The 12,555-nt window shown below is 61.9% G+C and carries 16 protein-coding genes and 1 pseudogene; 12 read left to right on the top strand and 5 right to left on the bottom strand.

What is annotated here, in order from left to right; all coding sequences use genetic code 11:
• Window positions 1-120, bottom strand: a pseudogene (locus AC1DVW_RS16590) (IS630 family transposase); the annotation flags it as partial.
• 137 nt (window positions 121-257) lie between these two features.
• Here AC1DVW_RS16590 and AC1DVW_RS16585 point away from each other — a divergent pair.
• From AC1DVW_RS16585 to AC1DVW_RS16535, 11 genes are all read left to right on the top strand, one after another.
• Window positions 258-617 (top strand): hypothetical protein, encoded by a 360-nt coding sequence (locus AC1DVW_RS16585; protein ID WP_477324372.1) that lies wholly within the window; start codon window positions 258-260, stop codon window positions 615-617.
• Window positions 618-765: 148 nt separating this feature from the next.
• Window positions 766-1,686, top strand: coding sequence for a DMT family transporter (locus tag AC1DVW_RS16580; protein ID WP_477276164.1), 921 nt, complete (start codon window positions 766-768; stop codon window positions 1,684-1,686).
• A 29-nt stretch (window positions 1,687-1,715) separates the two neighbouring features.
• A complete protein-coding gene (gene mobA / locus AC1DVW_RS16575) occupies window positions 1,716-2,348 on the top strand; it encodes a molybdenum cofactor guanylyltransferase MobA (RefSeq protein ID WP_477247013.1) in 633 nt (210 codons plus the stop codon).
• Window positions 2,345-2,854, top strand: coding sequence for a molybdopterin-guanine dinucleotide biosynthesis protein B (gene mobB / locus AC1DVW_RS16570; protein WP_477324370.1), 510 nt, complete (start codon window positions 2,345-2,347; stop codon window positions 2,852-2,854). Before mobA ends, mobB begins: the two co-directional genes overlap by 4 nt.
• A gap of 157 nt (window positions 2,855-3,011) precedes the next feature.
• Window positions 3,012-3,794, top strand: a complete 783-nt coding sequence (locus AC1DVW_RS16565; RefSeq protein ID WP_477247017.1) for an ABC transporter substrate-binding protein — start codon at window positions 3,012-3,014, stop codon at window positions 3,792-3,794.
• A gap of 119 nt (window positions 3,795-3,913) precedes the next feature.
• Complete coding sequence (locus tag AC1DVW_RS16560) at window positions 3,914-4,627, top strand: ABC transporter permease (RefSeq protein ID WP_477276170.1); 714 nt, start codon at window positions 3,914-3,916, stop codon at window positions 4,625-4,627.
• Entirely contained in the window at window positions 4,624-5,442 is an 819-nt protein-coding gene (locus AC1DVW_RS16555; protein ID WP_477276172.1) for an ABC transporter permease, read from the top strand. Before AC1DVW_RS16560 ends, AC1DVW_RS16555 begins: the two co-directional genes overlap by 4 nt.
• Window positions 5,443-5,558: 116 nt before the next feature.
• Window positions 5,559-6,428, top strand: coding sequence for an NAD(P)-dependent oxidoreductase (locus AC1DVW_RS16550; RefSeq protein WP_477276174.1), 870 nt, complete (start codon window positions 5,559-5,561; stop codon window positions 6,426-6,428).
• A gap of 8 nt (window positions 6,429-6,436) precedes the next feature.
• A complete protein-coding gene (locus tag AC1DVW_RS16545) occupies window positions 6,437-7,138 on the top strand; it encodes a DNA alkylation repair protein (protein WP_477276176.1) in 702 nt (233 codons plus the stop codon).
• Window positions 7,101-7,676, top strand: a complete 576-nt coding sequence (locus AC1DVW_RS16540; RefSeq protein WP_477324368.1) for a GNAT family N-acetyltransferase — start codon at window positions 7,101-7,103, stop codon at window positions 7,674-7,676. Before AC1DVW_RS16545 ends, AC1DVW_RS16540 begins: the two co-directional genes overlap by 38 nt.
• Before the next feature lie 46 nt (window positions 7,677-7,722).
• On the top strand, window positions 7,723-8,289 hold the full coding sequence (locus tag AC1DVW_RS16535; protein WP_477324366.1) for a DUF3299 domain-containing protein: 567 nt from the start codon (window positions 7,723-7,725) through the stop codon (window positions 8,287-8,289).
• Window positions 8,290-8,300: 11 nt separating this feature from the next.
• Here AC1DVW_RS16535 and AC1DVW_RS16530 read toward each other — a convergent pair whose 3' ends face one another.
• The 4 genes from AC1DVW_RS16530 to AC1DVW_RS16515 form a co-directional block, all read right to left on the bottom strand.
• Window positions 8,301-8,792, bottom strand: a complete 492-nt coding sequence (locus tag AC1DVW_RS16530; RefSeq protein ID WP_477247033.1) for an Lrp/AsnC family transcriptional regulator — start codon at window positions 8,790-8,792, stop codon at window positions 8,301-8,303.
• A gap of 206 nt (window positions 8,793-8,998) precedes the next feature.
• Window positions 8,999-9,616: a uracil-DNA glycosylase family protein gene (locus AC1DVW_RS16525; protein WP_477324364.1), complete on the bottom strand. Its 618-nt coding sequence runs from the start codon at window positions 9,614-9,616 to the stop codon at window positions 8,999-9,001.
• 2 nt (window positions 9,617-9,618) lie between these two features.
• On the bottom strand, window positions 9,619-10,230 hold the full coding sequence (locus AC1DVW_RS16520) for a glutathione S-transferase (protein WP_477324362.1): 612 nt from the start codon (window positions 10,228-10,230) through the stop codon (window positions 9,619-9,621).
• Between the two features lie 56 nt (window positions 10,231-10,286).
• Window positions 10,287-10,910: a thermonuclease family protein gene (locus AC1DVW_RS16515; protein ID WP_477324360.1), complete on the bottom strand. Its 624-nt coding sequence runs from the start codon at window positions 10,908-10,910 to the stop codon at window positions 10,287-10,289.
• 75 nt (window positions 10,911-10,985) lie between these two features.
• Between AC1DVW_RS16515 and AC1DVW_RS16510 the strand changes: the two genes are divergently transcribed.
• A complete protein-coding gene (locus tag AC1DVW_RS16510; RefSeq protein WP_477324358.1) occupies window positions 10,986-12,509 on the top strand; it encodes a sensor histidine kinase in 1,524 nt (507 codons plus the stop codon).
• The last annotated feature ends 46 nt before the right edge of the window (window positions 12,510-12,555 follow it).

The raw sequence follows: 12,555 nt of genomic DNA, 5'->3' as shown, positions 1-12,555 counted from the left end.
CCTGATGACGGTGCTGATACCAACCCCATAGCGTGCCGAGGCCTGCCGTCGCGACAGCCCCTCCCGCTCAACCGACGCAACAACCCGTTCGCGAAGATCCATCGAGTAAGGCTTGCCCATCCATGCTGACCTCCTTGTCTCAGCAAGAAGGTTGAATCAGATTTGCACGCCTAAGGGAATCCTCGCCGATTCAGCCTCAATTCATCCCGCTCTAGCTTTCCGCGCAGCGGAATCGTCGCTCACAGGGGGAATACACCATGCGCAAACTCATTCTTTCTCTCGCCTTGCTCGGACTCGCGACTGTCCCGGCGGCAGCCCAGTCGATCGGCGGCACCTACGCTGTCGCCGGCACCAATTTCGACGGATCGGCCTATGGCGGCGAAGCGACGATCACGCTGACCAGCGAGACGACCTGCACGATCCACTGGGAAACGGGCGGATCGTCCTCGGACGGCATCTGCATGCGCAATGATGACGCCTTTTCGGCCGGCTATGTGATGGGCAAGGAAATCGGCCTCGTCGTCTACAAGGTGCACGAAGACGGCTCGCTGCACGGCCTGTGGACGATCGCCGGCAAGGACGGCAACGGCACCGAGGTGCTGACGCCGAAGAAATAAGCTCTACCGCTCCAGCCGCGGTCGTGATCTCGCGGCCTGTCCGGGAAACATTGCGGGCCACAACGAAACGCTGTGGCCCAGTCCTTTGGCGTTGCTGTTTGGAAACCGGCTGTTACAGGCTTAATCCGACACAACACCGGTAACGCCCTTGCCCCTTTCCCCAAACCTTCGCGGCGCGCTGTTCATGATCGTGGCGATGGTTGGCTTTACGCTCAACGACGCCATCACCAAATTCTCGTCGGAATCGATGAACATGGCGCAGGTCATGTTCATCCGGGGTGCCTTCGCCTCGCTGTTCGTCGGTCTGCTCGCCTGGCAGCGCGGGGCGCTGGCCAGGCCGGCCTCGATGCTGCAGCCGCTGGTGGCGATCCGCGTGATCGGTGAGGCCGGCGCCACCGTCGCCTTTCTCGTCGCCCTTGCCCATTTGCCGATCGCCAATGTCTCGGCCGTGCTGCAGGCGCTGCCGCTGGCGGTGACCATGGGTGCGGCACTGGTGTTCAACGAAGGTGTCGGCTGGCGGCGCTGGCTGGCCATCGCCGTCGGTTTTGCCGGCGTGCTGATCATCGTGCGGCCTGGGTTTGAAGGGTTCAGCGTCTATTCGCTGCTGGCGCTGACCAGCGTCGCCTGCTGCGCGGTGCGCGACCTCGCCACCAAGCGAATACCGCAGGCCATTCCGACATTGCTGGTGTCGACCGCCACGGCGCTTGCCATGACGGTGCTGGGCGCGGCGCTGCTGTCACCGATGGGCGGCTGGACACCGATGACGGCAAAAAGCACGGCGCTGTTGGCGCTGGCGGCAGTGCTGGTGCTGATCGGCTACCAGTTCATCATTATGGCGATGCGGGTGGGCGACATCTCCTTCATCGCGCCGTTCCGCTACACCGCCCTTTTGTGGTCGATCTTGCTTGGCCTGTTCATCTTTGGCGACCTCCCCGATCTGCCGATGATTCTTGGTGCCACGATCATCATTGGTTCCGGCCTCTATGCCCTCTACCGCGAGCGCGTCGTCGGCCGGCAAAAAACCGCCGCCGAAAGCGCTGGACCGGACATGGCGCCGGACGGCATATAGGCCCAGCCGATACATACAGACAGTGAGCGATGAGCCGAGACGTTGCAGGGATCATTCTGGCCGGCGGTCAGTCAAGGCGCATGGGTGGCGGCGACAAGAGCCTGCTTACCCTTGGCGGCGACAGCGTGCTGGACCACGTCGTTGCGCGTTTTGCGCCGCAGGTCGGATTGCTGACGCTCAGCGCCAATGGCGACCCGGCGCGATTCGCCCAAGTCGGACTGCCGGTGCTCGCCGACACGGTAACAGGCTTTGCCGGACCGCTTGCCGGAATCCTGACCGGGCTCGAATGGGCTGCCGCGAACACAGGGTGCAAATCACTTGTGACGGCCGCTGGCGATACGCCTTTTCTGCCAAACAATCTGGTTGAACGACTGACGGCGGCGACTGAAAAGCGTCCAGGTTCGATTGCCGTCGCCAGTTCGGGCGGCAAGCGGCATCCGACCTTCTCGCTGTGGCCTATGGATCTGCGCGACGCCTTGCGAAGCTTTCTGGTCGACGAGAACAACAGGCGGGTTTCCGCCTTCATCGACCGGCATGATTTTGTCGAGGTGGACTTTCCGATGCTTGCAGCCGGCGGGCACGAGATCGACCCGTTCTTCAACATCAACACGCCGGACGACCTTGCCGAAGCCGAACTGCTGCTGCAAAGCATGACCCCATGAACAGACGCGTCTTCGGCATCACCGGCTGGAAGAATTCCGGCAAGACGACGTTGACCGAAAAACTGGTCGCCGAGTTCGTGCGGCGCGGCTGGAAGGTGTCGACGGTCAAGCACGCTCATCATGATTTCGACATCGACAAGCCCGGGGCCGACAGCTTTCGCCACCGGCAGGCCGGCGCCACGGAAGTCGCGATCGCCTCCGGCAAGCGCTGGGCGCTGATGCACGAATTGCGCGGCGAGGATGAACCGACGCTGGAGGCGATCCTGGCGCGGCTGGCGCCGTGCGACATCGTGCTGGTCGAAGGCTACAAGCGCGAGGCGCACAACAAGATCGAAACGCGGCGGCTGGAGGCCAGCGACCGGGCGCCGCTCGCGGCAAACGACCCGCACATCGTCGCCATCGCTGCCGACTTTGCGGTTCCCGGCGAAAGCCTGCCGGTGTTCGATCTCGACGATGTGAAATCGATAGCCGACTTCATCGAGGGTACGACTGGTCTCGTTACTTGAGCCGTGACGCAACGGCAGAATAGCTTTGCCGATCGCGATGGTTTTACAGTTGCTTTTTTCCCGGAAAGAGTGGGAGTATCCCGATCAGCGGGCGGTCAAAGCACCGCCCCACAGAGCCGTACGGAACCACGGCCGGGACCATAAAGAGAGGACTATCATGCGTATTGCACTGCGTATCGCGCTCGCCGCATCGGCTGCGCTGCTGACGCTCGGCGTAGCCCAGGCCCAGGAAAAGACCCTGCGGATCGGCACCGAAGGCGCCTACCCCCCGTTCAACAACCTGACCGCCGACGGCCAACTCGTTGGCTTCGACATCGATATCGCCAAGGCGCTTTGCGACGAGATGAAGGTGAAGTGCACCTTTGTCGCGCAGGATTGGGACGGCATCATCCCGGCGCTGCAGGCCGGCAAGTTCGACGCCATCATTGCCTCGATGTCGATCACGCCGGAGCGTGCCGAGAAGGTCGACTTCACGAATAAATACTACAACACCCCGCCGGCGATCGTCGCGCCCAAGGACAGCGACATCAAGGGCGTGACCAAGGAAGACCTGGCCGGCAAGACGATCGGCGTGCAGGCTTCGACCACGCATTTCAACTACTCGACCGCAACCTACACCGACAGCACGGTCAAGCCCTATCCGACTGCGCAGGAATACCAGCTCGACCTGGCCAATGGCCGCCTCGACGCCGCCAATGACGACATCGTCGTGCTGCAGCAATGGCTGGATTCGCCGGACGGCGCCTGCTGCAAGCTGATCGGCGCGATCAAGCCTGACGTCAAGATCCACGGCCCGGGCGCCGGCATCGCGGTGCGCAAGGGCGAGACCGATCTGGTCCACCAGTTCAATGCGGCGATCGACGCCATCCGCGCCAACGGAAAGTACAAGGAAATCAACGACAAGTACTTCAAATTCGACGTCTATGGCGGCGATTCCTGATCGCAGCTTTCTGATCAAGAGAACGGCGGGATAGTCCCGCCGTTCTTGCAAGATGCCGGGCACGAGGGGTGACGCGGCGTGGCTCTCCAAAGAGCGGATGCGGGAGAACAGGCGAGCGGATGCAGAGCGTATGGACGCTTCTCAGTTGGGGACCCGATGGCTGGCTTGACGATATCGTCTCTGGTGCCGCCGTCACTGTTATTCTGGCGCTGGCCACGCTTCCAATCGGTTTGACGATCGGCTTTTTTGTAGCGCTGGGCAAACAATCCGAGGAACCTTCGCTGCGGGTTGCCGCCAACATCTATACGACGATCTTTCGCGGACTTCCGGAGCTGGTGACGCTGTTTTTGTTCTTTTTCGGCGGCCCGCTGATCCTGCAATATCTCGTCAGACTGATAAACCCTGAAGCGACCATCGACATCAACGGCTTCGTCGCCGGCATGATCGTGCTTGCGATCATCTTCTCGGCCTATGCCAGCGAGGTATTCCTCTCTGCTTTCCGGGCCATTCCAAAGGGACAATATGAAGGTGGCTACGCCATCGGCCTGTCATACGGGCAAACGATGCGCAAAGTGATTTTGCCGCAATTGCTCCGCATCGCGTTTCCGGGGCTGGAGAATTGTTGGCTGAGCCTGCTCAAGGACACTTCTCTGGTATCTGTGGTCGGCCTGGCTGAAACGCTGCGTCAAGCCGGTGTGGCCGCACGCGTCACCAAACACACATTCCTGTTCTTTAGCGTGGCCGCAATGGTATTTCTGATCCTGGCCATCATCTCATCCTTCGCCACCGGCGCCATACTGCGCTCGCTTGGCCAGCGGGAGGCACAGCGATGAGCATCGCAGCCGCTGTAGAACGGCCTCCTGTGCGTGCGCGCGGCTGGCCGCGTTCACGAATCGTCGGCCATGTGCTGGTGGGCATCTGGATTGCCGCCGGCGCCGGCATCGTCGCCTATCTGGCTTTGGCCGGGAACAGCGAGCTCTTTGCCAAGTATGGTCCCAGCTACCTGGAGGGGCTCGGCGTCACGCTCTCGCTGGTCGGCATCTCGATTGTCCTGGGCGCAATCCTGTCCCTGCCGGTGGCCTATGCACGCATGTCGCAAAACCGCATACTCTCCGGCATTGCCTACGGTTACGTCTATTTCTTCCGCGGCACGCCCCTGCTGGTCCAGACCTTTCTGGTCTATTATGGTGTGGGCTCGTTCAAGCCACAGCTCGAAATGGTCGGGCTCTGGGGCTTTTTCCGTGAGGCATTCAACTGCGGTGTCTTTGCCTTCGCCCTCAACACCGCCGCCTATCAGGCCGAGATCTTGCGCGGTGCGATTGAAAGCGTGCCGAAAGGCCAGTGGGAAGGTGCTGCTTCGCTCGGCCTGCACAAGTTGCAGACGCTGCGCAAGGTCATCCTGCCCCAGGCGCTGATCGTCGCGCTGAGGCCCTACGGCAACGAACTCATCCTGATGGTCAAGGCGTCCGCCATCGTCGCCATCATCACCGTCTACGACCTGATGGGCATGGCAAAGCTGACCTATGCGCGCACATTCGACATCCAAGCCTATATCTGGGTCGCGCTCGTCTATCTGGTGATGGTCGAGATCTTGCGGCACGCGATCGAATGGATCGAGCGGCGGATCACCATACATCTGAAGCGCTGACCGGTGTGCGCTGCGGCTGTGCCACTCAATCCTGACGCCGCGGCGGCTTGACGAATTCGCCGCAGGGCCTAGACGTTCGGCAAACAAAATCCCGTTTCCCGTCGGAAGGTAGAACTATGGCATCGGTGGCATTTCTCGGTCTTGGCGTCATGGGTTATCCGATGGCCGGACATCTCAGGAACAAGGGCGGCCACGACGTCACCGTCTACAACCGCACCACGGCCAAGGCCGAACAATGGGTTGGCCAGCATGGCGGCAGCTTCGCCACGACACCGGCCGAGGCCGCCGACGGCAAGGATTTCATCTTCTCCTGCGTCGGCAATGACGACGATCTGCGCTCGGTGACGACAGGTGCGCAGGGCGCCTTCGGTTCGATGAAGAAGGGCGCGATCTATATCGACAACACGACGGCGTCGGCCGAAGTTGCGCGCGAACTGGCGGAGAAGGCGCAAGCGCGCGGCTTTTCGTTCCTCGACGCTCCGGTCTCCGGTGGCCAGGCTGGCGCGGAAAACGGCGTGCTGACGGTGATGGTCGGCGGCGAACAGGAGGCGTTCGACAAGGCCAAGCCGGTCATCGATTCCTTCGCCCGCATGGTCGGGCTGATGGGGCCGGCCGGTTCCGGCCAGCTCACCAAGATGATCAACCAGATCACCATCGCCGGCCTCGTCCAGGGACTGGCCGAGGGCATTCATTTCGGCAAGAAGGCCGGGCTCGACATCGAAAAGGTCATCGAGGTGATTTCCAAGGGTGCCGCCGGTTCCTGGCAGATGGAGAACCGCCACAAGACGATGAATGCCGGCAAATATGATTTCGGCTTTGCCGTCGATTGGATGCGCAAGGATCTCGGCATCTGCCTCACCGAGGCCGACCGCAATGGCGCCAAGCTGCCGGTGACAGCACTTGTCGACCAGTTCTACAAGGATGTGCAGGCGATGGGCGGCAAGCGCTGGGACACCTCTTCGTTGCTGGCGCGCCTGGAGAAATAGGATTCGCGGTGGCCGAGCTTTCGCCTCAATCCAGTGCCGACGACATCGTCGCGTATCTGCGCTCGATCGGCTCGGAGGAAAATCGCCGTGGCATGCTGCGCTACGGCATCAAGATCGAACGTGCGCTCGGCATTCCACATGGGGTGCAGCGGCAGATTGCCAGGAAAATAAAGCGCAACCATGAACGCGCCTTCGAACTCTGGCAGACCGGCATCATGGAGGCGCAGTTCATCGCTTCCGTCACGGCCGACCCGAAGCGGTTCACTGCCGCGGATGCGAGGCAATGGGCGGCGTCCTTCGATTCGTGGGATATCGTCGACGGCGTCTCCGATCTCTTCGTCGATACGGACAGCTGGAAGGAATTGATCGGCGAGTTCGCGGCCGACGACCGGGAGTTCGTTCGCCGCACGGCGTTTGCCATGATCGCCTGGTCGGTGGTCCACCGGAAGAAAGAGCCGATAGCGACCTTCCTCGACTTCCTGCCGGTCATTGAAACGCATGCCACCGATGGCCGGAATTTCGTGAAGAAGGCCGTGAACTGGGCACTTCGCTCAATCGGCAAACGATCGATGGAGATGCACGGCGCTGCCCTTGCTGTCGCCGAGCGACTGGCGCAATCGACCGACAAGACGGCGCGCTGGATCGGCAAGGACGCCGTGAGGGAGCTGACCAATGCCAAGACGCTCGAGCGGATCGCCAGAAAAGGCTGATCTGGCAAAAATCCGCTTTGCCGAGGTAAATCGGGAAACGCGCGCCGAGTTCGAAAGCCTGTTCGAAGCGTCTGGTGGACCGAATTATTGCTGGTGCATGGCCTGGCGCCACTCCAGCCGCGAGCACATCCAGAACGATGAAAAGAAACGCATAATGATGGCGCGGATCGAGGCCGGCACGCCCGTTGGCCTTGTCGCCGAGCTTGAAGGCCGGACCGTCGGCTGGTGCTCGGTCGCGCCGCGCGAGACCTATCGCAAGCTGTCGCCGCAACAGGACGAAAGCGAGACTGGCATCTGGTCGATCGTCTGCTTTTATGTGCCGAGAGCCTTGCGCGGCGGCGGGCTGGCGGCGGCGCTGCTCGACGCTGCAATCGATCATGCCTTTGCTAAGGGCGCCAGGGCGATCGAGGCCTACCCTGTCGATCAGGCATCGCCGAGCTACCGTTTCATGGGGTTTTCCGACATGTTCAAGGCCCGAGGTTTCCACGAGGTCGGCGTGGCCGGCTCTCGCCGACATGTGATGCGGCTCGAGCGTTGACGCCCTTGGCCACGGCGGCTTTACTCCACCGCAAAGGGAGCGGCCAATGAGCAACCGTCTCAAATCGACCACGGCGCTCGCGGTCGCGTTGTTTGTGTCCGCCGCCGATGCCTCGGCCGAGACCGCGCACATATTCTGGAAGGATCTGCGTCCGGCGACACAACAAGCCGCCGAAAGCGTCGGCCTGCCGATGATCGCGGCCAAAATGCCCGACCATGGCGAGACGCTGTCGCTCAATCTGCAGGATAAGACCGTTCAGTTAGCCGGCTATGCCCTTCCGGTCGATCGCGATGGCGACGTTGTGTATCAATTCCTGCTGGTGCCGTGGACAGGTGCGTGCAGCCACATGCCCACGCCGCCGCCCAACCAGATCGTGCTGGTCACGCCCGCCCGCCCCTACAGGATGTCGGAGGCCTACCAGCCGGTTTCCGTCACCGGTGCGCTGCAGCCTGGCCTGGAGAAAAGCCAGCTGTTCATCCTCGACGGCGTCAGCGTCATCCAGTCGGGCTACACCGTGCGCAAGGCAGAGGTGGTGAGCGTCGACACGGTGCCGGACACGATCACGCTGCCGGTGAACTCGCCGTGGAGTTTCCTCAACAAAAAGAAGAACTAGCGAATTGAATCTCAAGCGGCGTTGGCGCCCGACTCCTTGTCCAGCACCATGTAGTCCAGCGGCATTTCGGTCGTGTACTTGATCTGCTCCATGGCGAAGGACGACGACACGTCGCGGATCTCGATCTTGGCGATCAACCGCTTGTAGAAGGCGTCATAGGCGGCGATGTCGGGGACCACCACGCGCAAGAGATAATCGACGTCGCCGCTCATGCGGTAGAATTCGACCACTTCCGGAAATTCCTGGACGACCTCCGAAAAGCGGCGCAGCCATTCATGGCTGTGCGAATTGGTGCGGATCGACACGAAGACGGTGACGCGCACATTGACCTTTTCATGGTCGAGGATGGCGACGCGCCGCTTGATGACGCCTTCTTCCTCGAGCTTCTGGATGCGCCGCCAGCACGGCGTGGTCGACAGACCGACTTTCTTGGCGACATCGGCGACCGCAAGCGTCGCGTCCTCCTGCAGGAGGCGGAGAATTTTTCTGTCAAGGCGGTCCATTGGGTGCTCCCTGATGCCTGTCGCCCAAAAGTGCGTAGCGGTTTTGGGACAACGACATGCATAAAAACAAAATTCAAAGCGTGTTACTTCCCTCAGGCGCGACGCGCTTTAAGGAATGGATTGCCTATAGTCCCTCTTATCTGGGGCTTTCACAAGAAAGAAATTCTGCCGGATGGTGCAAAAGCGAGTGATTTCTTGCTGAAAGCTCAACCGATGCGATAGCGGATTTCCGACCTCAGAAACGGCAGCAAATCCATTTCAAACCATGGATTCTTCTTCAGCCAACCTGTGTTACGCCATGATGGATGCGGCAGCGGCAGCACTTTCGGGCTGGTCGGCGCATCCCAGACGGCGCGCCAATCCAACACCGTCTCGGTCAGCGAGGACCGGCGCGCAGTGCCCCTATGCCAGGATTGCGCATAGAGGCCGATCGTCAGCACGAGATCGATGCGCGGCATCAGCGCCATCAGCGGCGCGCGCCAGGCCGGCGCACATTCGCGCCGCGGCGGCAGGTCCGCGCCTTTGGCGTCCTGGCCGGGAAAGCAAAAACCCATCGGCACGATGGCGAATTTTTCCGTGTCGTAGAACTCTTCGCTGCTGACGCCCAGCCAGCTTCGCAAGCGGTCGCCGGAGGCGTCGGTGAACGGCATGCCAGAGATATGCACCTTGGTGCCCGGCGCCTGGCTGGCGAGCAGGATGCGTGCGCTCGACGAAGGCCGCAGCACCGGGCGCGGCTCGTGCGGCAGCGGGCGGCCGACCGGGTTTTCGACGCAGATGCGGCAGGCCAGGACTTTTGCCGTGAGGCTTTCCAGTTCGGAGCTCATCCTCAGGCGGCGGCGCTCGGCCGGCTGGAAATCGCGCCGTGCCAGCGCAGCACGTTGGTGCAGTCTTCCGGCACCTTGATGCGCGCCGGCTTCATGAAGTCGATGGCGATCAGTCCGGTGATGTCGGCGATCGAATAGCTGTCGCCGGCGGCAAACTCGCGGTCTGCCAGCTCGGTGTCGAGGAGTTTCAGGAATTCGACCGCCTTGGGCTTGTTGGCCTCACCCCATTCGGGGATCTGAGGGATTTCCCATTCCTTCATCGCAGGATGGATGTGGCGAAAAGCCTGCGCGACGCAGCTCAGCAGATTGAACTCCATGCGCCTTTGCCACATCTCGACCAGCGCCTTGCCGAGCGCGCCCTCCCCGAACAGCGCCGGCTGCGGATGCAGTTCCTCGAAATAGCGGCAGATGGCAACGGATTCGGTGATGATCGTGCCGTCGTCGAGTTCGAGCACCGGCAGGCGCTGCAGCGGATTGCGCGAACTGACCGGCTCCTGCCTGTGTCCCAGCGCCCCCATGTCGACAGGCACCAGCGGAACCTCCAGCCCCTTTTCGGCGAGGAAAACCCTGACCCGGCGTGGATTGGGCGCGCGCCCACCATCGAACAGCTTCATTCCCTTCCTCCTCGATCTCTTCCGCGACTATAGGGCGCGCATTGATGCGTTGAGTATCACCAGAAGCGAAAAATCTCGCGCAGCGCGTCGCCGATCGAAGCCAGCGTGCCATGCTTTCTTTCGACCGGCCCGTCGTGGTGGGTTTCGCGCCAGTCATGCGGCTCGTCGAAGGTGCCTGCCCAGATGCCGGCCTTGCCGGCGCGGGCGCCGGCTTCCTCGATTTCGAAATCACCATAGGCAACCGCCCAGCCGGCCTCGACCTGGGCGCGGTTGAGATCCTTGCCGTCGACCTTGCAGTCGCCGAGCAGCCGGCCATAGCGGTCGCGTTGCCAGCCGCTGCAGTAGACGGGTTTGCCTGATATCAGTCGCACCAGGGACTGGCGCGCGAGCTTGCCGCAGGGATAGTCAGCGCCGTCCTTGCGGCAGGTCTGCGCATATTCGGGAGCGTCGATGCCGCGCATGCGGATGCGCTCGGTGCCGAGCGTGATCGAATCGCCATCGTTGACGATTGCCGCGCCTTGCGCCTTGCGTGTCTCGACCCGGTCAAGACGCGCCGCCAGAAGGATCAGCAGGCCGAGCAGGATGACGGTCAGTCCGTAGTCCACCAGCCTGCGCCACAGGCTTCGCGGCGGCCGCGGATTGTATCGCCGGCGAGGCCTTTGCGACCACGAACGGCTCATATGGCAAACAGTCTCTTAATCATTCGAACGTAGCTTAAGAATTTGAAATCGCTGCGCGTATGAATTGAAGTTTCCATGCCTTTGCTACGCTCGAACACAGCGGATAAATTCATTGTGGACCGCAGGAAACCCCATCGCAACAGCGATGTGGCGCGCGCGGTGCGCAAGACGCGCGACCGTCTCTCGCAGCAAGCCGGCAATCCCGATTTCGACCGCGAACTGCTGAAGCTGCACGCGCGCGCCATGGTGGGCGGCGCGATCGCCATTCCGTTGCTTGTGCTGGCAATCGCGGCGGCAGGGCTGTTTTCCGGCATGGACGCCAAGCGGATCGGTGTCTGGGCGTTGTTCACCCTCATCTGCTACACCGTCGTCGTGTTCATGGCGAGGCGCATCGAACGCACTGAAGCTTCCGAGCTCAACCCATTGCGAACGCGAAGGGATTTGCTCATCGGCCATTGGCTGTGTGGCCTCGGCTGGGCCTGGTTCGCCTGGCTCGACTGCAGCGCGTGCCAGGTCGACCAGTTTCAGGTGGTCAAGGCGGTGGTGCTGCTGCTTGCCATGGCGGCAACCGCCATCATGGCCTCGTCGCTGCGCGGCGCGCTGCTGGTGACCTTTGCCATTCCGGTGGCGGTCTATGCCTATTCCGGAGCCAAGCTGTGGCTGCCAGTCGAGGCGATCATGGTCGGGCTGCTGGTCGCCGCCCTGCCGTTCTTCGACTATGTCGCCAGCCATCTCAACCGCTCGTCGCTGATGCTCTTGTCGTTCCGCTCCGAAAAGGACGCGCTGATCGCCGAGGTGGAGACGGCGAAATCGATGTCGGACGAGGCAAGGCGGCGGGCCGAGGACGCCAATCTGGCAAAGTCGCGTTTTCTGGCCTCGATGAGCCACGAGCTCAGGACGCCGCTCAACGCCATTCTCGGTTTTTCCGAGGTGATGGCCAACGAGGTGCTCGGACCGATGAGCAACCCGACCTATCGCGACTACGCCCATGACGTGCACGAGTCCGGCCAGCATCTGCTCGACCTGATCAACGAGATCCTCGACCTGTCGCGCATCGAAGCCGGCCGCTACCAGCTCAACGAGGAGCCGGTGATGCTGCTGGCCATCGTCGAGGATTGCTGCCACATGATGGAGCTGAAGGCGCGCAACAAGGACATCCGCATCGTCCAGGATTTCGAAAGCACCCTGCCGCGTCTGTTCGCCGACGAACGCGCGCTGCGTCAGATCACGCTCAACCTTTTGTCCAATGCCATCAAATTCACGGCAACCGGCGGCGAAATCCGCGTTCGCGTCGGCTGGACTGCCGGCGGCGGGCAGTACATCTCGATCAAGGACAATGGACCGGGCATCCCTGAAGAGGAGATTCCGATCGTGCTTTCCGCCTTCGGCCAGGGTTCGATCGCCATCAAGAGCGCCGAACAGGGGACAGGGCTGGGGCTGCCGATCGTGCAGGGCCTGCTGGCCATGCACGGCGGCGAATTCGAGCTCCATTCCAGACTGCGCGAAGGCACCGAGGCGATCGCCATTTTCCCGCCAAGCCGGGTGATGGAGGAATTGCCGGCGCTGCCGACCCAGGCGGTAGCCGCCCGGAGACGTTGATAGCGCTAGAGCGGTTCATCGTTTCACGGAAACGATGAACCGCTCT

The sequence above is a fragment of the Mesorhizobium sp. P3_B5 genome, assembly GCF_056402815.1.
This window is presented reverse-complemented; position numbering and strand designations above follow the sequence as displayed.